Genomic DNA, 21,777 nt, shown 5'->3' on the forward strand with positions numbered 1-21,777 from the left:
TACAAACCAGACACCTCATGCTTTTAACCATCATCAATTATGCCTGTAAGCCCGCTGCAACTGTCTGGGGTCGAACTGACTTTCAGGGAGCGTTAATCCCAAGCGATAGTCCTGCCAGGTAAGCTCGGTGGTGCGTTTCGAAATTAAGTTCTCCATAAAGGCAATATGTGGACGCCAGTAGCGATCTTCATATTGCTTATACTCTCTCAGAGAAAGCTTCTTAAGTGGTGTTCCTTTGCGATCGAAATATTCAATCTTGCGTGGCTGGTAAATGGACTGATCGATCCAGGCAATCAATTTAGAGTAACCGGAATTCACATATTGTGGATAACAGGCCAGCAACCAGTAACGATGCTCACCTTGCACTTTTTCACCCACCAGTTGATAGCGATATTTATCCAACTCCCACGAACTCATATCTTCATAGGCAAATTCACTTCCCATAAATGGGCCGGAGCGATTATTCGACGAAATCCGCTTCACTCGCTTAATGGACGGCAGATACAGCCACTGATCATCCGCTTCAATCGCATGGCTAAAAGTCAGTAAACTGGTCCCGGCTATATCGCGAGGCGCTTTAAAATAGGTAATGATTTTATCACCCTCATCAGCCTGCTCTTTACCTTGCACCGTCAGTTGGCGCTGCACCGCGTCACCATTGGCGGCTGTAATCGTCATTTCAACCGTCGCAGTGTAAGACTGATAACCACTATCTCGATTCACCATCTCGGTTGCGATATCCAAACCAGTGGGTTCTTGGCCAAACGCCAGGCTCGATATCATTAATAGCAGCAATATGCTTTTTATCATGTTTCCTCCTTGATGCCATATCCCCATATTCAACGTTGAAATATGAACAGACAGTAAACATACATAAGTTGTTGAAAAACTTAACCTGTACGATCAGACAGGTTTATTCAGACAAGCGGACAGGATAAAAATATAAGCAAAGCAGCTAGCATGATTTTCTCAAATAACTGTTCGTATGTTAGGAGTAGAAACCGAAATGGAAGCTGAACCAATCTTAGAACAAGGATGTACACTCATTCCACATATCGATGATGCACTCGGCCCCGCCGCACAACGTTATTTTGGCGAGGGATATAAAAAAACCCAATATCGGTGCAACGTCAAATACACCGCCAGCTTCGCCGAAGGGACCATCGCGATTGATTACCGAACCGACTGGTCACAAAAGGAAAAAGTCAGTAGCCGCCCGCCCCACCTGAGTACTATCGATGCGTTTCTGGTTGCGGGTCGAATTGCCTGTGAGCTGCTCAGACGAGAATTCAACTTAAGCGAACAACAGACATCCCAGGCATGGATCCGACACTTGTCCATCAAGGCTGGCAGTGAAGCTTTAGAGGATCTGGTTGCCGTTCCGCTCAGCACCCGGCTAATAAAATCGGTGACCAACAATAACAGTATGTTTGGGGTTCTCAGTCATTTCAAAACAGTCTTAAAAACAATGGAAGTTGAGATCATTATTGACCACCCGCCGGGTATTGACAGCCACACGGTGAATGCGGCTCCCTTAAACGCTGAAGAATATTTCATCGATGAGTTCCGGGAAAGACACTGCGAACTATACAACAACAGCTTTAATGATAAATCCTGTGCAGTTTCTTGTGAACTCACCCTACAACGACCGGGAAATCAATTCAGCGGTCTGATGGGCCAATATCCACACGCCCTGATGATTGTGGATTGGCTAACCAGCTTCGCTCAGCTTTCACAATTAGTGATGTATCGTTTAGATAATGTGCAACGAAACCAAACCAATAACCTGTGGATGCGTTCAGTCAAAATCACTGCCCCGTACCCAATTATTCCCCAGCAAAAACATACCCTTACTTTACGAAGTACGCGCAACTCGCTAATCAACAAAAATCACGAACAATGGCGTCTTGCTACCGTTTCAGGCTCTATTGCCAGCCATCCGGAATTCTCACTTAGCGCCAAGCTTTGCCACTCACTTCCCCAAGGAACAATCGCATGAAAATTGCCATATCAGGAACCTATTCAACCGGGAAAACAACCCTAACCGAAGCGCTCGCCATTGCAACTGAGATCCCCAGAACTCAGGCCAGAACGATGCGGGAAATCCTGCCGGATGCAGTTCCAGGAAAAACCCTGGAACAATGTAAACCCTTTGAGTTACTCACCCTTGGTTTAAGCAGACTAACCGAGCGGATGATTAACGAAGAACAGTTTGGTGATCGTTTTTTTTCCGACGGTTCTAGCCTTCACGAATGGGTATATGGTGCCGCCAGATTAGAAACCGGAATTAATCCATCTGAAAGTGACTTGCTGTTAGCCCTAAAACGTATCGCAGGCGCTCCTTATGCCTCACTTCACAAAGGCTATATTGAAGCATTTGGCAATGTCGCCAAACGCCATGCAAAAAAAACCTACAGCCAATTTGTCCATCTACCGATTGAATTTGATTTGGTCGCAGATGGTCACCGACCGGTCTCCGAAGTATTTCGTCAGCTCTCCAATGATCTGTTACTAAATACACTCAAAGAACTGAATATCCCGTACATTGTCGTCGGTGGTGAGCTGCGAGAACGTCTGCTCACCATTGCGCAACACTTTCACCTACCGCTACGCATGGATCCCGATGAGGCGATCGAAACCGCAGTCAATAAAGTCAAGGCGGAAGCGATCGAAATCGAAAATCATCGTCTGTCGGTCCTTGCCGCTCAACAAGCTTAAACATAGGATATAAATCATGATTAATTGGACTAAAAAGCGTGCCTGGCTGGCGATTTTTGCTTGGCTTGCCACTCTGGCGGTAGCCTTTATTGGCCTTGGCAAACTGACACTGAATAACGACTATAAGGTGTTCTTCAGTAAAGATAACCCCGATCTGGTTGCTTTCGAACAGATTGAAGATAAGTACAATAGCAATGACAGCGTATTAGTGGTACTCAGACCCAAATCTGGCGACATTTTTCAGCCCGATGTACTGCAAACCATCATCGAGCTCACCGAGCAAGGCTGGCAAACCCCCCATTCTTACCGAGTCGACTCCGTTAGCAACTATCAATATACCCGCGCCGTCGATGATGAACTGCTGGTCGAGGATTTCATCTCATCAGATGAACTTCAACAGCAAGCTGTACTGGCGGATAAAAAGCAATATGCATTACAACAACCCGAGTTGCTCAATCGCTACCTCGCAGCCGATGCTAAATCGACAGCAATCAACGTACTGGTTCGACTTTCAGTCGATGAACAGTCGGAAGAAGTGCGAGAAATAGCCCAATTTTGGCAAGATCTGATTGCTCAAACTCAAGAGCAACACCCAGAGATCGAATTTTACCTGACTGGTCAAGTGATGCAAAATGATGCCTTTGGCGAAGCCTCGCAGCGAGACATGGGCAGCCTCGTGCCCATCGCATTGTTACTGATCATTCTGGGTACCGGAATCTATCTGCGCAGCATTTGGAGTTCTGTCGTAATCACGCTAGCTATCTTATCCTCGATCTTTATAGCTCTTGGCGCAGCTGGCTGGCTGGGCATCGCCATTACCTCACCTTCGGCTTCCGCACCTATCATTATTTTGACCATGGCGGTCGCCGACTGCATCCATTTTCTGCAAGGCTTCAAAAAAGCCCAACTCGACGGCAAGGCAAAACCAGAAGCCATCGCTGATGCAATGGCCAAACACCGATTGCCCATCATACTCACCAGCTTAACAACTGCCGTTGGCTTCCTGTCGATGAACTTCAGCGATTCACCACCGTTTAATGACCTTGGCAACATCACCGCCATGGGCGTTTTTGCCGCTATGCTGCTCACCCTGTACTTCGCCCCAGCCTTACTGGTCGTTCTCCCCTTGCGCAGGCCCCCAGCACATCAGCAACAATGGTTAAGCAGGCCCTTAACAAAACTGGCCCGCTGGACAATCAAAAATCCGGCATTAAAAATTGCAGCGGTGTTAATTTTCAGTTTAGTGATTGCCGCCAACCTGGTCCGCAATAAAATCGACGATACTCTGTTCGAGTACTTCGATGAGAGTTATGCGGTTCGACAAGCCAATGATTTCACCTACGCCAAGCTCACAGGCGTCGCCAGTATTCAATTTGCGCTCCGCCCCGAAGGCGGCGAAACGGTCACCTCACCCAACTTCTTGCAAAAACTGGATGCCTTTGTCACCTCGGCCCGTGATACCGATGGCGTCTATCACGTCCAGTCACTCACCGACATCATGAAACGGCTCAATAGCAGTCTGCATAATGATGATCCCAGTTACTATGTTTTGCCACAGGATCCGCAACTGTCTGCACAAACGCTGCTACTTTACGACATGTCGCTCCCTTACGGACTCAACCTGAGTAATCAGGTCGCATTAGATAAAAAAGAGTTACGGATCATCATCACGGCCAAAAAGATGTCTTCGAATCAACTGGTCGTGCTAGAATCCAATCTGAGAAAACAGCTCTTAGAACATTTTAATGCAAGCAGTATCAGCCCGGGTGTTAGCGCAGACATCATGTTTGCCCATATTGGCTACCGCAATAATATCAGTATGCTCACTGCTTCTGTGGCCGCCTTAGTACTCATTTCCCTGCTGATCGGCATCATGCTGCGTTCGGTCCGACTCGGCCTTATCAGTATCTTACCGAATATTCTTCCCGCCTCGATTGCTTTTGGCGCCTGGGGAATGATGGTTGGAGAAGTTGGCTTGAGTTTATCGGTCATTGCCAGTATGACCTTGGGGATAGTGGTCGACGATACCATTCACCTCCTGTACCGCTACAATACACTCCGCAAGTCGGGATATTCAGAACAAGAAGCGATTCAATCCTCGGTCAAACATACCGGGCTCGCCATCATCGGCACCAGCCTGGTGCTGAGTCTTGGTTTCTTGGTCCTCGCCTGCAGCAGCTTCAAGATGAATGCAGATATGGGACTCATGACCGCCATTACCATCTTAATAGCATTGGTCCTCGATCTGCTGCTGGTCCCTGCAATGCTAAAAATAACCAGCGCTAAAAACCGGCCAATCGAGTCAAATGAGCAGGCAATCGGGCTACCTTTGGGATAGTACCGAACTAAAAAGTAAGGGCTCGCTCACCGAGCGGCCCGCTACTTTTGATGACATTGCTTGCAGCACCGATGATTCATTGAGACCAAGCCGCCTCGCCAGAATGCAAGCGACACAAACAATGGAGAAGCATAAAAAATCGACAATAAGAACTATCTAAAGCGTTCAGCGAAAGGCGGGGCGTAGTTTTTCCTTGCAACAATAATTGAGCAGAATTTGCGTCATTCTGAAAACGGCATACCGCACAGCATCATCAAACATGTTTATCTGGAAAAATAGACTGTCAGGATTCAAGCCACATTAGCAGCAGCTTATTTTATCCGTCACACCAGCCTTGCTCAATTGCCTTGGCAACCGCATGTGTCCGATTATGGGTACCCAGCTTTTTATAGATGTTCTGCAAATGATACTTTACCGTTCTCTCACTGATATTAAGTAATCGACTGATTTCCCAGTTACTCTTCCCCATTTTTAACCAAGGCAATAACTCCTGTTCTCGCTGAGTCATCAAGCTCGGCTTTGACGCCACTTCACGCGCCTTATTTTCGCAAATACTCTGGCGTACCATATTAAGATGCGGGCTTAACAGGTAAAGCGCATTTATTTCGTCACTCGATGGTTGCCGCTCACCAAATGACAATAAGAACATGCTGCTCTCTTTCCCTTGACGACCTGAGATAACCAAACGTTTACCATAATCAGGATGGACGATGGGATCCATCAATACCGAAATACTGCGCGAGTGAGTGCGTGCGGCAGAAAATAAGGGATCGCTGGCCAGTGACCGAGCGCTAAAGCAGCGAACAAAATGCTGCTGTGAAAAACCAAAGCAAACGGGCGCACTAGCGCTTTCCTTAGACAATGAACCTAATATACTAAAATCAAAAGATATTTCGTTTTTCAAAGCGCTAAACCAATCTTGAAAATCTTCATCCTTTTGTACTTCGGTTAACTGGTGTGATAATTCAAACAGTTTCTGCTTATCCATAAGCACTATTGATACCTACCGAGCCGAGTGACTTTAACAAGCTCAAATCTGTATAAGCATCTGAGTCATTGATGCTGGTATGTATACCCGCTCCTAGCTTTGCATTCAAGGCCTTATTGACAAACAAAGTATTATTGAAAATAAATCCATGACTCAAAGCCGCCACTTTAAATGCTAGCGATCCGGGAAAAATCGCTGTATGTCATATCTGTCGCTTACATATTTGAGCGTAGCATGCTCTTTTAGCGGACTTTTCTAGGATCTCCTGAACCCAAAATTTCAGCTTATTCAGAGCCAAGTCATCGACATTTTATTGATCTGGAGACAAGCCATTGGCTTGCCCCTTGATGCGAATACCGATGCAATCGCGCCAGTGGTCCCTGTAAATAAAATGTCACTATAACAAAACATCCACTTGCTTCATCAACTTGCCATAACCGCCAGCCATCAAGCCCTGGATTTGTCCATCCCTTGCAACAATAAGCTCTACTGAAATCTGACTCAGAGACGCAGGCTGCATGTACTTCCCTTGCTCGATGGTGATTGAAGATTGCTTAAGCCCGAGATAATCATGCAATAGACAAGCTAAAGGTCCCGCTGCCATTCCTGTTGCCGACTCTTCGTTAATCGCAAAGCGCGGCGCGAACATCCGGGTCGTCGCATCTTTAGTGGTGGCTGCAGCATCAGTGGTAAAAACATAATAACCAATAAGCTCAAGCCTCTCGCTAATCTCAGAAATTTTGGCAAAGTCTGGGCTTAGCAGAGCCAGTCTAGCTCCCTCTGACACCCCGACCATAGCAAAACTGTTGCCCGTATTCACAACCATAGGCTCAATACGCGGATCCAAATCGGCGGCATCCAAGCCCAATGAATCAAGAACGTCCTCAAGCGTCACCCCCTTAGGGTTCCAATCCCGATGGTTCAGATAAGTGGGTGCCACCTGTTCCATGTAGGCAGCCCCATTTTTGATCATAATCTTACGCGAACCATCCACGGTTTCTTTACTCGACTCTCCTTGCGTAATCCTGCCTGTTTCAGCTAAGTAAGAAAATGTTGCGATAGTTGCATGACCACAATGAGCAATACGGCGATTAGGCGTGAAAAAGTCAAGCTTGAACGCTGCAGTATTCGACTGAGAGACAAACGCGGTCTCAGACAAGCCGATTTGAGACGCAATATCTAACATGTCACGTTCACTCAAGCCATCGGCGTCCAGAACCAGCCCCGCAGGATTGCCACCACAGCCTTCAACGACAAAACCATTCACAATTTTTGCTGGTATTTTTCTAGCCATAACATGAGATCTATTCATATAAAAATCCTATTTTATCGTATCTATAAATTGTTAGTGCTTATAATAAAACCAAAGATATCCTTAAAGACACTCATAAAGGCATGAGATAAATTCATGAATAAATTCACGGACGAAACCGACAAAGAGACCGTCAATCGATTAAGCCAGGCGGCCCCCTTACTCGCGGCGATCGTTGACGAGCTAAACTTTACCAAGGCTGCCGAGCGGCTCAATGTACAACAGTCTGCAATCAGCCATAGAGTCCGGGCATTGGAAGAAAAACTTGGGCTCACCCTTTTCGAGCGCAGCACCAAAAATCTTCGTCTGACAGCGGCAGGAAAAATACTCTGTGAAGCAGCACGACAGTCCATGTCGGTCTGGCAACCCGCATTAGATAAGCTCGAAAAAAACCAAAGCGCTGACCAGATTAGACTTTCTTTACCTTCTTCTCTCGCCATGAAATGGGCGATCCCAATTTTGCCAAATGCAAGCTCAGAGGGACTATCAATATCGCTTGAAGTGAAAGACGATTTGACTGACTTTCGTCATGATGATACCGACGCAGCCATCAGATTCGGCGTCGGCCCCTACCCCGGCTTACATGCAATTCACCTGACTCACTGCAAAATACAAGCCGTGGTCAGTCCTCGCTTCCTCAACGGTGTCGTAGACCAAAGCGAACAAGCCTTACTCGAGCAAAAAATGTCACTATTGTCAGACCGACGAGGGGCCAAAGACAATACTGGTTATCACTGGCAAAACTACTTCGAAAAAACCGGCTCTCTCATCGAACCCTTCACCTGCAAACATCAATTTGATCGGGCCGACCTAATGATTCAGGCCGCGGTTAGTGGTATGGGGATTGGTCTGGGCAGAACATTACTGATAGAAAATGACCTGAAGGCGGGTTTTCTAAAAACACTTGGCCCTTCAGTGAACATCGAGTCCAGTTACTGGCTGGTTTGTTCGGCTAGTTTTGCGCAAAGCAAACGCTTTAAGCTGCTGCAGCATTGGCTCAAAAAGGAAATTCAAGCGACGGTCAATCAATCTCATGCCATTCAATAAACATCGATATGCAAGCAAGGCGGAACACTATCCTTGCTTACGAATGACTCGGGGAGCAGGTCGCTTCATCGGCAAACATCCATCAATTTAGTGCCGCCCCCAAATCGGCCATCACCGCGACCCATGCATCCGGGCGTGCATATTTCGCTACCTAACGAAGCAAGCCTCGGCAAACCGATTATAGTACCCGGCATTCACACACAATTGATGAGCGACCCAATGATTGCCGTAATTTTTGAAGCCAAAGCCAAGCCAGAACAACAACAGCGTTACTTTCAGCTGTCGGCAGAGCTAAAACCCTTACTCTCTGATATAGATGGATTTATTTCTGTAGAGCGTTTCACCAGCCTCGCGGACCCAGAGAAATTTCTATCCCTATCCTGGTGGCGCGATGCAGAATCGATTCGCCAATGGAAAACAAATATGCAGCACCAATCGGCGCAAACCGAGGGCTATCAGTCGATTTTTTCTTTTTATCAGATCCGAGTTGCCGAAGTGATTAAAGATGATTCATCAAACACCAAAGGAAAGCACAATGTATGATATTCATGTCTGTTTAAAAAATCAGCCCGGACAACTGGCGGCATTAGCAAGTCTGCTTGGCAGCCATGGCGTGGGCCTTGAAGGCGGCGGGGTATTTTCCAGCGCGGGTCAAAGCCATGCTCATTTTCTGGTGGAAGATGGCGAGAAGGCAAAACAAGTATTACAAAGTCACGACTTGCAAGTCATCGGCGTTTGTAAACCACTGATCAGAAAACTAAAACAAGAGCGCCCCGGAGAGCTGGGTGAAATTGCAGCAAGCCTCGCCAATATTGGGGTAAATATTGTGACCCAGTACAGCGATCATGCCAACCGCTTGATCCTGATTACAGATAATTTTAAGCTGGCCGAACAAGCCACCAAACAATGGACCGTCAACGCTTGAGCAGCCACCCGCATCTTTCTCAGCAAAATGTTGAAGATAATATTCAACCCGTCTCAATGGCAGCACTTGCTGCTGCCCTATCGGATGTCTCGAGAGTCAAAATTATTTGCGCCTTAATGGATGGTCGGGCCTGGACCGCTACTGAGCTGAGCGTGATAGCAGATATTGCGCCCTCCACCACGAGTGCTCATCTTGCTCGACTGCTCAAGGAAGCATTGATTAGCTGCCTGTCTCAAGGGCGGCATCGCTATTACCGCCTCGCGGGTGCGGATGTCGCCAATCTGGTTGAAACGCTGATGGGCGTCTCCTGGAAAAGAATCGAACCGCCCAAAAGTCGAACGCCAATTGAATTAAAGCAGGCCAGAACCTGTTACGACCACCTCGCTGGTGAACTGGCGGTCAATATTTATGATGCGCTGCTCAGCAATCAGTGGATAGAGAAAGATGGGCAACACTTAAGCCCCTTGGGAAAGCAAAAATTTGCAGATCTTGGGCTAAACCTCCAGCCAAAAACCAAGCGTAAATACTGTTGTCCTTGTTTAGACTGGAGCGAGAGGAAATACCACCTTGGCGGCCACCTGGGCGCAGAACTCTTCAGCTGCTTCGAGAATCACGGCTGGCTGATTCGCGTCAGCGAATATCGAATGGTGAACATCTCGAAAACAGGCCGGCAAGCTTTTAAAAAATTATTTGCGATTACCGTCTAGCCAGCGAAGGCTAATGCAAATCTTCAGCGAACAATGATCAGCCGGGCGGGACTCACTGCCGCTTGCTAAAAATACCACTGGCAATCAGTACTCCAGCGCTCACCAATAGCAGCCCCACGATGGAATAAACCTCGATCATTTCGCCCAAAACAGGAACCGCTATCAAGGCCGCTAAAACAGGGGTAAAGGCACCAATCGCGGCCATGTTTTCGGCTCCCAAGCGTTGAATGGCAAAGCCATAACTAAAACCCGTGAGCAAACCGACCAATAAGCTTTGCACCAAAAACTGCCACGCTAACATCTGCCATGGCGAGTCCACTAACTGACTAGACACCAAACCAGTCGACCATAACAACAGCAAAACCAGCACCGAAACCAGTCCCATCAAAGCCGTAGAAACCAGCGGCGGCAGGCCAGCTATCCGTAAACTCACCGTATAAATCGCCCAAAAAAGACTCGCGGCAAGCAACAATAAGTCGCCAATCCAAGTTCCAGCAGGGGCCGTGAGCAAAGATAAGCTAAAGAGGACCACGACGCCCAGAGTCACTAGGCAGAGACCGATTTTACGTTGAATGCTCACCCTTTCTTGATAAAAAACCACCGCCAATAAAGTCACAAATAGCGGATAAGCCCCCAAAATTAATAAACCGGCATGGGAGGCTGGAGCGTACTTAAGACCGGTGGCGCTCAAATAGAAAAATGGCACGCCCGCACCGGCAACTATCCCCAATAACAGCGTTGGCGAAACACCTTTCAGTAAGGCTCTCGAGCGCCATAAAATAGGCAGCAGCAACAGCGCTGGCGGCGAATAACGCAACAAGCCAAGGTCAAAAAAGCCTAAAGAATTGGTCACCCCGGCCCGCATGCTCACCAGCCAGAAAGCCCAAATAGAAATACTCACCAGAGCGGCGAGTAAACCATAACGAAACGCCCCGCCAGTGGCATACTGTTTATAGTGGGGGGCGGTGTTGGAGCTGCAAGTATCAGACATAACGCTTTCCTTATGGCGTACCGAAAGTCTATTATCCAGCCAATATGGTGAGCATGTCCTTGCAATATCCAACCCAAATTTTGAATAAATTGCTATACTATGCCAAATTACCCTTCCTAATATTAATAGTATGCCAAAATGAACAAAACAGACATCGAGATCTTATCCCGACTGCAAGACGATGGACGCCTCACCAATGTCGCCCTCTCGGAGCAGATTTGTTTATCGCCCTCGCCGTGTCTGCGACGCGTAAAACAATTAGAGCAAAGTGGCGTGATTCAGGGCTACCACGCGCGCGTTGATCGGCAAAAAGCGGGCTTCTCGATGACTATTTTTGTAGAGGTACGACTGAACACCCATGAAGTTAGCGCCCATACGGCTTTTGAAACGGCGATGATCGACATGCAAGACATCGTTAGCGCCCATCTGGTTTCAGGCACCGCCGATTATAGTCTGGAAGTTGTGGCGATTGATTTAAATGATTACGAAGGTATTTTAAAACGCCTGCAAGGACTCCCCCATGTGAAGGATATCCAGAGTCACTTCGCGATCCGTTGTGTGAAATCAGCGGCCCCACTGCCGTTGACAAAGGTGAGCCGGTAACGGATAAAACGTGGCGGCTGCTGAAGTACTTTTGGCAAGCTTAACTTGTTGCAGCTTACGCAAATAGCACACCGCTGCGCTTCAGCGGCCACTCATTGAGCCAGTGCCATCATGTCTTGCTCAAGCTCCGCCAGCGGCTTGTCCTCGGCGAACCATGCCATCACCTGCTGCATGGTGGGTTCTGCGATCCCTTGATTGGCGGCCAGGTAAAGCCAGCTAAGCTGGTTGTTATCGATTGCCGCGCAGAGCCGATGGTTTGCGCTGGCCGCCTGAATGGTTCTGCTGCGCGCTGTCGTGAGCGCAAGATGAATGCGTTCATCGAGCCGTTGCAGGCTTTGTTGACTCTCGATTTGATACAGATAAGCACCTGTGGTTTTTCGTCTCACCCAATAGTCAATCTGGCCAAGTTCGACAGGCTCTCGAACCAACAACAGCGCAAAGCTGCTCATCGGACAGTCGGCAATTTTAACCGGCGTAAATTTAAACTCCGGCTGCCCCGACAAGCGATCCGCTCTTGCGTCAATCAAGCCCCCCGGCTTGCTGTTCGACGCGGTCAGTTCATTCCAGTGGATCGGCACAAAAACTTCATCGCGCCGCATCGATGTCGTTTCAATCACTCGGCTCATACAATCGCCATGGCGATTACTCACTTTTGCCAACAGCCCATGTGTTACTGCATATTTTTTCGCCGTATCGGGATGCACCAGCAGATAAGGCTCTGGCATATGTGTGGCCAGTCGCGCAGACAAACCGGTTCGAGTCATGGTATGCCAATGATCGCGAGTTCGTCCGGTATTCAAAATCAGCGGGAAATCTGCGCAGACTTGAATTGATGGCGCGCGATAAGTCACCGCTACAAAGTTAGCTTTTCGATTGGGAGTATAAAACCTGCCATCTTCAAACAGCCGCTGATGACTCACGGAGCGTTGCTGTTTCAACACCGGCCATTGTTGCGGCAGTAACTGCTGGTATTCGCTGCCGCTAAGATGACTCAAACCTGCCAGATTTAAGTCTCTTGCAAAACCTTGATTATCCAGCGCGGTGAGCGCCGCATGCTCTTTAAATACCGCCCCTTCATGGGCGTAGCTAAATTGTTCTTTAAACCCCATCCTCTGCGCCACCTGTGAAATAATCCACCAGTCGGGTTTGGCCTGCCCCGGGCTGGCTAATAAACGCCGCTGGCGAGAGATCCGACGTTCCGAGTTAGTGACCGTTCCCGACTTTTCACTCCAGCCCTGCGCCGGCAGTAATACATCGGCAAACTGCGTCGTTGCGGTTTTTTCGATGCAATCGGAGACGACGACAAAGGGGCATTTTTCAAGGGCCCGTTTAATTTTACTGCTATCGGGCAAACTCACCACTGGATTGGTCGCCATGATCCACAGCGCTTTGATTTTGCCGGCAGCGATGGCCTCAAACATATCCAGCGCTTTTAGTCCCGGCTCGGTGGCCATGTGCTCGGCCTGCCAAAAGCTGGCAACCCGCTCAATATCCTGCGGATTAAACTCCATATGCGCGGCTAAGGTATTGGCTAAAGCCCCAACTTCCCTGCCCCCCATGGCATTGGGCTGGCCAGTGATGGAAAACGGCCCGCAGCCGGGTTTACCAATTTTCCCGGTGGCTAAATGACAGTTAATAATACTATTAACTTTGTCAGAGCCCTGCGAAGACTGATTCACCCCTTGAGAATAAATGGTAAGCACCCGCTCGGTGCGAGCAAAAGCCTCAAAAAATGCCTGACATTCGGCTTCACTGAGGCCAATGTCATGCACCGCCTGAGCATCACTGCTGGCCGAGGCATAAGCCTGCTCAAAGTGCTGAGTATGTTGGGCAATAAAGTCCTGATCAAGCTCACCCTGCGCCGCCAGATAAGCCAATAATTGATTAAACAGTACCACATCGCTTCCCGGTGCAATCGCAAGATGCAGATCGGCAATATCGCAAGATTCGTTGTTGCGGGGATCGATCACAATGACTTGAAGCGCTGCATTGTTCTGTTTCGCCACAATTAATCGCTGAAATAACACCGGATGGCACCACGCCAGATTAGACCCAACTAAAATAACCAGCTCGGCTTGCTCGATATCCTGATAGCACACCGCAACCGTATCCATGCCAAATGCCCGTTTCTGCCCCACCACCGCCGAGGCCATACATAAACGGGAGTTACTATCGATATTTGCGGTTCCCAGAAAACCCTTGATCAGTTTATTCGCCACATAATAGTCTTCAGTTAATAGCTGCCCAGAGACGTAAAATGCCACGGCATCGGGGCCGTGCTCACCAATGATTTGGCTAAACTGCTCTGCAACCCGATTTAAGGCATGCTCCCAGTCGATGTCCACAAAGCCATCAGGCTGCTTCAGTTGCGGCGACATTAATCGCCCATCGTGAATCACCGTATCGCCAAGCGCGATGCCCTTGGTACACAATTTCCCAAAATTTGCCGGGTGCTGTTGGTCTCCTCTGATCTCTAAACGACCACTGGCGAGCACTCTTGCCTCTACACCACAACCCACACCACAATAGGCACAGGTGGTTTTTATCCATCCTTCCACGTCTCTCATAAGTAACCTCAAAGACCAACATTAGAGAGAATTAGAGCAAATACCATTCCAAATCAATGAAAACAACAAAAAACAAATTAAAGATGTTTTTAATCAGCACCTTGAATTAACAACTACCACTAAAGTGGTAGCTGCATAAGGACCTGCCATCTACCTATTTAGTTGTAGTTTGGTCGATTATAAATAATCATCGCACCTTAAATGCCCATAATCATTATTATTTGAAAAACCCAAGCTTCACACTCAAAGCTGAAAATTCAAAAGTAAATAATATAAATAATTGATAAACAACAATAAATATAAAGCAAAACGAACATATAGCTAGCCTTGGCACTCATATTGCGTTGAGTGAAATATGAATTTTATAAAACGCAGTGGTGGCCGCAATGCATGTCAATCAATCACTTTATGGTGTGGTTTCTTTAGTCGGCGCAGGCCCGGGCGATCCGGAGCTACTGACGCTAAAGGCACTCAAAACCATTCAGGCTGCCGATGTGATTGTCTATGACAAGCTGGTCAGTCAGGAAATACAAACGCTGTTCCCCGCTGGGGCAGAACAAATCTGCGTCGGCAAAGCCAAAGGCAAGCACAGCTATCAGCAGGATCAAATCAACCGTCTTCTCCGCGATTATGCCCAAAGAGGTTACCGGGTATGTCGCCTCAAAGGCGGAGATGCTTTGGTGTTTGGCCGCGGCAGTGAAGAAATGCTCTATCTTGCCAGACACGGTATTCAAGTGAATGTGGTGCCGGGCATTACCGCTGCTTCTGGCTGCTCAACTTACGCCAACATTCCCCTCACCCACCGAGGCCTTGCGCAAGGCTGCAGCTTTATAACTGCGCATGCCGAACAGTCACTCGATGTGAACTGGCAAGCGCTAGCACAATTGAAGCAAACCCTGGTTATCTATATGGGATTAAGCAAAGTCAGGCTGATCCAATCTCAATTAATGCGCTACGACATGGATCCGGCCACGCCGGTCGCCATCATTGAAAATGGCTGCACCGCCAAACAAAGACAGTTTATCGGTCAATTAGATGGCTTGGAAAACCTCGCCAGCAAACATCAGCTAAAGTCTCCTGCGCTGATTGTAATTGGCAAAGTGGTGACGCTTGCTTCGCAATTAGCAACTCTGGAACAAGACCATCTTCTCCAGTTTTCCAGCCCAGCAACACAACAACTCTCGTTAATCGCCTAAACCTCGGGTCAATGAGTCGATTTAATTAAAAAGGAATTTGCATCATGAATAAGCAAAAAATCATCGTGGTTGGCAACGGAATGGTTGGTCACAAATTTATTGATCTGCTGCTGCAAAGCCAAGCCGAAGATCTGGAGATCCTGACCTTCTCGGAAGAACCGCGCCTGGCTTACGACCGGGTCCAGTTAACCGCCTATTTTTCCGGAAAATCTGCGGAGGATCTGGCCTTAACCAGCGAAGGCTATTATCAACAGCACGGGGTCAATTATCTGCTAAATGAAAAAGTCACTGCGATTCACCCCGGCAATAAAACTATCCAAACCGCCTCGGGACGCGAAGAGTCCTACGACAAGCTGATATTGGCAACCGGCTCCTATCCGTTTGTACCGGCTATTCCCGGTCATGATCGGGAGCATTGTTATGTCTATCGTACTCTCGAAGACCTCGATGCCATCGCTTTGGCGAGTCAGTCCTGCAAGTCCGGCGTGATTATCGGCGGTGGATTGTTGGGGCTGGAAGCCGCCAATGCCATCAAAAATCTGGCATTAGAGACTCACGTGGTAGAATTTGCCCCGCGCTTGATGGCAGTACAACTCGATCAGGATGGGGGCGACTTGCTGCGCCATAAAATCGAAGCATTAGGCGTGCAGGTACATACCGATAAAGCCACCACCGAAATCGTTGACGGCGAACAGTCTCGCTACCGCATGAATTTTGCCGATGGCTCTTATCTCGAAACCGATATGATCGTATTCTCCGCGGGGATCCGTCCTCAAGATGGCTTGGCCAAAAATGCCGATATTCAGATTGGTCCCCGTGGCGGTATCGTGATTAACAATTTCTGCCAAACCAATTTCGAGGATATCTACGCCATTGGCGAATGTGCCCTATGGCAGCAGCGAATCTTTGGTCTGGTAGCACCCGGCTACCAAATGGCCAAGGTGGCGGCCCAGCATCTGCTCGGTCAGCGCGAGCCCATGGAATTTACCGGTGCCGACATGAGCACCAAATTGAAGTTACTGGGGATCGATGTGGCCAGCATTGGCGAGGTGCATGGCGCAACGCAAGGGGCGCTCTCCTATACCTACAAAGACGATATTGAACAAGTCTACAAGCGACTGATTGTCTCGGCAGATAAACAAAAAATTATTGGCGCAGTGCTGGTTGGCGATACTCAAGCCTACGGCAATATTTTACAACTACAGCAAAATAATTTGGCACTGCCGGAAAATCCATCGGTACTGATCCTGCCCAATGTTGCCGAAGATCAGTCGCCAGGCTTAGGTGTTGATGCGCTGCCCGACAGTGCGGTGATTTGCTCCTGCTTCGACGTAAGCAAAGGCCACATCAAACAGGCGGTTGCTGCAGGCTGTAGTTCGATGGCTGCGCTCAAAGAAATGACCAATGCCTCCACCGGATGTGGCGGCTGCAGCGCGCTGGCCAAGCAAGTCTTAGACAGCGAACTGGCAAAATCAGGAGTTGAAGTGAACAACCACATTTGCGAACACTTCGCCTATTCTCGCCAGGAACTGAGTGATCTGATTCGGGTCAATCAAATCAAAACCTTTGAGCAATTGCTCACAAGCTACGGTTCAGGCTTAGGTTGTGAGATCTGCAAACCCACGGCGGGCTCTATCCTCGCCTCCTACTGGAATGAGTATATTTTGCAGGATCAGCATATCGAGCTACAGGATACCAACGATATCTACCTGGGCAATATGCAAAAAGACGGGAGCTATTCAGTGGTGCCAAGAATACCTGGCGGAGAAATCACTCCCGAAAAACTAATTGTCATTGGTCAGGTGGCCTGCGAGTTTCAGCTTTACACCAAAATCACCGGTGGCCAGCGCATCGATTTATTTGGCGCTCAACTCAACGACTTGCCGCAAATCTGGCAGCGTCTAGTGGATGCCGGTTTTGAAACGGGTCATGCCTATGGCAAATCCTTACGAACGGTTAAATCTTGCGTGGGGAACAGCTGGTGTCGTTATGGTGTGCAAGATAGCCTGGGCTTCGCCATTGATCTGGAAAACCGTTATAAAGGCTTACGCTCTCCGCATAAATTAAAATTTGCCGTCTCGGGTTGCACCCGGGAATGTGCCGAAGCACAATCCAAAGACATTGGCATCATCGCCACAGACCAAGGCTGGAATTTATACGTCTGCGGCAACGGCGGCATGCGCCCCCGGCATGCTGATCTTTTTGCGACTGATTTGGATGATGCCACGCTGACCCAATATGTCGATCGCCTGTTGATGTTCTACATACGCACCGCCGATCGACTCCAAAGAACCTCTGTCTGGTTAGAAAATCTAGAAGGCGGCATCGACTACCTCAAGCAAGTGATTATCGAAGATAAACTCGGCCTGAACGCCGAATTAGAACAGGCCATGGCCGCCACCATCAGTCAATATCAGTGTGAATGGAAAACCACCCTTGAGTCACCCGACAAATTAAAACGTTTTAATCACTTCATTAACAGCGACGAGCGGGATGAAAACCAGCGCTTTATCAGTATTCGCCAGCAGAAATGTCCTGATATCAAGATAAACCAATTAGCAATTGACGTTGCCACCGTTAACTAATACCACCAGCCCTGAGGAGAATATGCCATGGATAACTGGCTCACTATTTGTAAGAGCGAAGATATTGCGCCCAACACCGGTGTATGCGCTAAAGTTGGCGATAATCAGGTTGCGATCTTTCTCAGCAACCGAACCAACAGTGTACACGCGATTGCCAACTTCGATCCCTTTGGGAAAGCTAACGTACTTTCCCGCGGCATCATTGGCACCATCAACGATCGCCTGTGTGTCGCGTCCCCCCTATACAAACAGCACTTTGATCTGCACACCGGAGAGTGTCTGGAACAACCAGAAATTCAACTACACACCTATCAAGTTCGAATCAATCAAGGTTCTATCGAAATCAAACAATAGACGAGACAGCCTCATCCCCCGTAACAAACTGAACAAGCTTACCCAGGCTTCAGTTATGGGCGGGATGTCGCGTTCTAAAAAATACTAGTTATATAGGGAAATATTATGGATAGCACAAAAATTTCACTCCTTTCCTTTCAAGGAAAAATGAAAACCCTCCATCTCAGCTGGATGGCATTTTTTATTACTTTCGTAGTTTGGTTTAACTTTGCACCTTTGCTGCAAGCGGTAAAAGTCTCGCTGGGATTATCAACGGAAGAAGTCAAAACTTTACTAATTCTAAATGTGGCGTTAACCATCCCCGCCCGAGTCCTGATAGGCATGTTTACTGACCGATTTGGGCCTCGCATCGTTTATTCGGCCCTATTAGCCATTTGTTCCATCCCCTGCTTTATGTTTGCTTTTGCCGACTCATTTATTCAAGCGGCAATTGCTCGCTTCTTATTGGGCTTCATCGGTGCTGGATTTGTGATTGGGATCCGCCTTGTTTCTGAGTGGTTTCCTCACCACCAACTAGGGATGGCTGAAGGTATTTATGGGGGCTGGGGGAACTTCGGCTCTGCCGCTGCGGCGTTTACATTGCCAACACTAGCGCTAATTTTGGGTGGAGATGACGGTTGGCGTTATGCCATTGCCATTACTGGTTTAATGAGTTTGTTGTTCTCGTTTGTATTCTTCTTTAACGTTAGCGATACCCCTAAAGGGGCGACCTATTTCAAACCAAAACACCTGTCGGCCATGGAAGTGACATCCAAAGGTGATTTCTTCCTGTTACTCGCCATGAAAGTACCGATGTATGCGGTGCTTGCTTTACTGGCATGGAAATTATCTCCGGGTGGTGTGGGGATGCTAGAGCAATGGGTCGTCAACTCAATCTATATGGGTTTAATTGGGCTTTATGTCCTCGATGCTCATCAGGTATGGAAGGTAAATAAATCGGTATTTGTGGAACCTGTTGAAGCGATCCATCAATACAAATTTAAACAAGTGGCAGTATTAAACTTACTGTACTTCGCCACCTTTGGTTCTGAGCTTGCGGTGATTTCTATGTTGCCATTATTTTTCTCTGAAACCTTCGAACTGTCGCCAGTGGTCGCCGGGATGGTTGCCTCAGCGTATGCCTTCATGAATTTAATGTCGCGACCCGGCGGCGGCTTAATTTCCGATAAATTTGGTCGCAAGCTTACCCTGCTGATTTTAACAGCCGGATTAGCAGTGGGTTATTTTCTGATGGGAAATGTCAATGCCCAGTGGCCTCTATGGTTAGCCGTTGCCGCTGCCATGGCGTGCTCATTCTTCGTACAAGCTGGTGAAGGCGCGGTATTTGCCACGGTGCCCTTGATTAAACGTCGTATGACTGGACAAATTGCTGGCATGACCGGGGCTTATGGTAATGTGGGAGCGGTAGTCTATTTAACCATTCTTTCGTTTGTGGAATATCAGACTTTCTTTTATGTCATCGCATGTACCGCGGTCGTCGGCTTTATCGCACTAATGTTTATGGAAGAGCCAAACGGTAAAATCGCTGAAGTAAACGATGATGGCAGTGTCACTTTAATCGATGTCTCCAACTAAATATTGCGACATCATCGCCAAGCGATTGATATAAAACACTCAAAGCTCGAATGGCAAGCCCATCGAGCTTTTATCTACGAGCCAATTTATGAACCAGAGTGAGTCAGGAATACAGCGAATGTTGGGCGCCGAAGGAGCGAATTGGATAAGTTTTTCCGGTCACTCCTGCCAAGGGGGCCGCGATCAAAACCAAGATGCATTTATCGTCAAATCGCCATTAAGCAGCGATGAACTCACCTATAAGGGCATTCTTGGATGCATCGCTGATGGCGTGAGTTGCAGTGAACAAGGGCAGCGCGCGAGCCATACTGCGGTCACTCAATTTGTCAGCGACTACTATTCAACACCAGTTAGTTGGAGTGTGAAACATGCGGTGATGAAAATTCTCAATCCCCTAAATTATTGGCTCTTTTCACAAGGAAAACCCCATCTACAACACAATGGCATGATCACCACATTCAGCGCCATTATTTTTAAATCAAATACCGCCCACCTATTTCACGTAGGAGATAGCCGAATTTATCGATATAGAGATCAGCAACTAACCTTGCTGACTCGAGATCATCAACGGATAGGCAGTGGCACAAACGGAGTATTAACACGCGCCTTGGGAATGGATGAGCACCTAGAAATCGACTATCAAAGCTGTTTACTTCAAGCAGGCGATCGATTTGTGCTAACCACCGATGGGGTTCACGAATTTATTCCAGATGACCAATTACAGCAGTTACTTTGCCAGTCACTGCCAATAACCCGTCTCAGCGAGCAAATATGTCAGGCGGCGCTGGAACGAGGCAGCAGCGATAATACCAGCTGCATTGCTTTTGAAATACTCAACTTAACCAAATATGATCTGTTAGAGCACCAACAAATACTACTAGCTAGAAACATCCCACCAGCACTAGGCGAAGGGCATGTTATCGACCATTTTCAAGTACTGAAAGTGCTCTACGAAGGCAGTCGAAGCCATCTGTACCTGGCAATGGATAAGATTGCCAATCAAAAACGAGTCATTAAAGTCCCTTCACTGAATGCACAAGACGAGCGCGCGACCCTCCAGCGATTCGCCAACGAGTATTGGATTGCTTCTCAACTGCAAAACCCTCGCATCATGAAGATGTATCCTTGCCCCGCAACCAGCGACTATCTCTACCAAATCTGTGAATATATCGAAGGGGTGACGCTACGCCAGTGGATGCTTGATAACCCTTGTCCGTCCTTAAAAACCGTCAGAGAAATATTGAAAGAAGTGATTGCTGCTTTACGGGTTTTGCAGCGCGCCGATATGGTTCATCGAGATCTAAAACCAGAAAACATTATGCTGATGCCCGGCAATTTGGTAAAAATTATCGATTTTGGCACGGTCGAGGTTAAAGGCGCCTTGGAAGCCTTGCCTGAAGTAAACCAAGCGCTCCCCTTGGGTTCGGTGAATTACACCGCACCAGAATACATAAATACAGGCCAAGCCACAATTTACTCGGATCTATTTTCCGTCGCCGTGATCGGCTATGAAATGTTATGTGGGAAACTGCCTTTTAAAAGCTCATCACAACAAAATATCCAACATGCTAGACAAATAAAATGGGCCTATCGGCCAATGCAACAGAGCCGTTCTGATATCCCCTTATGGGTGGATTTAGCGTTTGCAAAAGCCACTTCTCCTCAGCCAAATCAGCGCTACTCTGCCTTGGGGGATTTTATCACTGATATTTATAGCCCTAATATGGCACTATCTAAACGAACAGAAAATAGACCTTTATTAAAACGAAATCCGTTATTGTTTTGGAAATGTCTGGCCTTATTCGCTAGTGTGCTCTCGCTTATCGAAGGGCTTTTACTTTTATCACAGAGAATACAATAAACATTGCTAT

Annotated in this window: 18 protein-coding genes; 13 read left to right on the top strand and 5 right to left on the bottom strand. The window is 47.8% G+C overall.

The annotated features are described in order from the left end of the window. Positions 1-33: 33 nt before the first annotated feature. The gene (locus ACRRSX_RS13470) at positions 34-810 is read right to left on the bottom strand and encodes an outer membrane lipoprotein-sorting protein (protein WP_432452669.1); all 777 of its coding nucleotides are present in this window, start codon (positions 808-810) and stop codon (positions 34-36) included. Between the two features lie 196 nt (positions 811-1,006). On the opposite strand from ACRRSX_RS13470, the gene ACRRSX_RS13475 reads away from it, so the two are divergent. Genes ACRRSX_RS13475 through ACRRSX_RS13485 form a run of 3 tightly spaced genes read left to right on the top strand, consistent with a single transcriptional unit; the run spans position 1,007 to position 5,056 of the window. Beyond that, positions 1,007-1,999, top strand: coding sequence for an AvrD family protein (locus ACRRSX_RS13475; RefSeq protein WP_432452668.1), 993 nt, complete (start codon positions 1,007-1,009; stop codon positions 1,997-1,999). Continuing rightward, positions 1,996-2,718, top strand: a complete 723-nt coding sequence (locus ACRRSX_RS13480) for an ATP/GTP-binding protein (protein WP_432452667.1) — start codon at positions 1,996-1,998, stop codon at positions 2,716-2,718. Before ACRRSX_RS13475 ends, ACRRSX_RS13480 begins: the two co-directional genes overlap by 4 nt. A 16-nt stretch (positions 2,719-2,734) precedes the next feature. Beyond that, positions 2,735-5,056: an efflux RND transporter permease subunit gene (locus tag ACRRSX_RS13485; protein ID WP_432452666.1), complete on the top strand. Its 2,322-nt coding sequence runs from the start codon at positions 2,735-2,737 to the stop codon at positions 5,054-5,056. Between the two features lie 316 nt (positions 5,057-5,372). Here the strand turns inward: ACRRSX_RS13485 and ACRRSX_RS13490 are convergent, their stop codons facing one another. Both ACRRSX_RS13490 and ACRRSX_RS13495 read right to left on the bottom strand, forming a co-directional pair. Next, on the bottom strand, positions 5,373-6,044 hold the full coding sequence (locus ACRRSX_RS13490; protein WP_432452665.1) for a response regulator transcription factor: 672 nt from the start codon (positions 6,042-6,044) through the stop codon (positions 5,373-5,375). Positions 6,045-6,441: 397 nt separating this feature from the next. After that, positions 6,442-7,356, bottom strand: coding sequence for a PhzF family phenazine biosynthesis protein (locus ACRRSX_RS13495; RefSeq protein WP_432452664.1), 915 nt, complete (start codon positions 7,354-7,356; stop codon positions 6,442-6,444). Between the two features lie 96 nt (positions 7,357-7,452). Here ACRRSX_RS13495 and ACRRSX_RS13500 point away from each other — a divergent pair, with 96 nt between their 5' ends. From ACRRSX_RS13500 to ACRRSX_RS13515, 4 genes are all read left to right on the top strand, one after another. Further along, positions 7,453-8,403, top strand: coding sequence for a LysR family transcriptional regulator (locus ACRRSX_RS13500; RefSeq protein ID WP_432452663.1), 951 nt, complete (start codon positions 7,453-7,455; stop codon positions 8,401-8,403). A gap of 219 nt (positions 8,404-8,622) precedes the next feature. Then, the gene (locus ACRRSX_RS13505) at positions 8,623-8,946 is read left to right on the top strand and encodes an antibiotic biosynthesis monooxygenase family protein (RefSeq protein ID WP_432452662.1); all 324 of its coding nucleotides are present in this window, start codon (positions 8,623-8,625) and stop codon (positions 8,944-8,946) included. Next, positions 8,939-9,328, top strand: coding sequence for a hypothetical protein (locus ACRRSX_RS13510; RefSeq protein ID WP_432452661.1), 390 nt, complete (start codon positions 8,939-8,941; stop codon positions 9,326-9,328). Before ACRRSX_RS13505 ends, ACRRSX_RS13510 begins: the two co-directional genes overlap by 8 nt. Continuing rightward, positions 9,310-10,035 carry an ArsR/SmtB family transcription factor gene (locus ACRRSX_RS13515; RefSeq protein WP_432452660.1) on the top strand — a complete coding sequence of 242 codons (726 nt, stop codon included), beginning with the start codon at positions 9,310-9,312 and terminating at the stop codon, positions 10,033-10,035. Before ACRRSX_RS13510 ends, ACRRSX_RS13515 begins: the two co-directional genes overlap by 19 nt. Before the next feature lie 52 nt (positions 10,036-10,087). Here the strand turns inward: ACRRSX_RS13515 and ACRRSX_RS13520 are convergent, their stop codons facing one another. Further along, positions 10,088-11,026: a DMT family transporter gene (locus ACRRSX_RS13520; protein WP_432452659.1), complete on the bottom strand. Its 939-nt coding sequence runs from the start codon at positions 11,024-11,026 to the stop codon at positions 10,088-10,090. Positions 11,027-11,164: 138 nt separating this feature from the next. On the opposite strand from ACRRSX_RS13520, the gene ACRRSX_RS13525 reads away from it, so the two are divergent. After that, on the top strand, positions 11,165-11,629 hold the full coding sequence (locus ACRRSX_RS13525; RefSeq protein ID WP_432452658.1) for an Lrp/AsnC family transcriptional regulator: 465 nt from the start codon (positions 11,165-11,167) through the stop codon (positions 11,627-11,629). 92 nt (positions 11,630-11,721) lie between these two features. On the opposite strand, the gene ACRRSX_RS13530 is transcribed toward ACRRSX_RS13525, so the two are convergent. Next, complete coding sequence (locus ACRRSX_RS13530; protein ID WP_432452657.1) at positions 11,722-14,196, bottom strand: molybdopterin oxidoreductase family protein; 2,475 nt, start codon at positions 14,194-14,196, stop codon at positions 11,722-11,724. Between the two features lie 386 nt (positions 14,197-14,582). Here ACRRSX_RS13530 and cobA point away from each other — a divergent pair, with 386 nt between their 5' ends. The 5 genes from cobA (at position 14,583) to ACRRSX_RS13555 (ending at position 21,767) form a co-directional block, all read left to right on the top strand. Continuing rightward, complete coding sequence (cobA, locus tag ACRRSX_RS13535) at positions 14,583-15,392, top strand: uroporphyrinogen-III C-methyltransferase (RefSeq protein ID WP_432452656.1); 810 nt, start codon at positions 14,583-14,585, stop codon at positions 15,390-15,392. A gap of 44 nt (positions 15,393-15,436) precedes the next feature. Then, entirely contained in the window at positions 15,437-17,977 is a 2,541-nt protein-coding gene (gene nirB, locus ACRRSX_RS13540) for a nitrite reductase large subunit NirB (RefSeq protein ID WP_432452655.1), read from the top strand. Between the two features lie 27 nt (positions 17,978-18,004). Beyond that, complete coding sequence (gene nirD / locus ACRRSX_RS13545; RefSeq protein WP_432452654.1) at positions 18,005-18,331, top strand: nitrite reductase small subunit NirD; 327 nt, start codon at positions 18,005-18,007, stop codon at positions 18,329-18,331. 105 nt (positions 18,332-18,436) lie between these two features. Next, entirely contained in the window at positions 18,437-19,906 is a 1,470-nt protein-coding gene (locus tag ACRRSX_RS13550; protein ID WP_432452653.1) for a NarK family nitrate/nitrite MFS transporter, read from the top strand. Positions 19,907-19,994: 88 nt separating this feature from the next. Continuing rightward, on the top strand, positions 19,995-21,767 hold the full coding sequence (locus ACRRSX_RS13555) for a protein kinase domain-containing protein (protein ID WP_432452652.1): 1,773 nt from the start codon (positions 19,995-19,997) through the stop codon (positions 21,765-21,767). The last annotated feature ends 10 nt before the right edge of the window (positions 21,768-21,777 follow it).

Origin of the sequence: Agarivorans sp. QJM3NY_30 (genome assembly GCF_050870855.2) — a bacterium.
Classification (GTDB): Bacteria; Pseudomonadota; Gammaproteobacteria; order Enterobacterales; family Celerinatantimonadaceae; genus Agarivorans.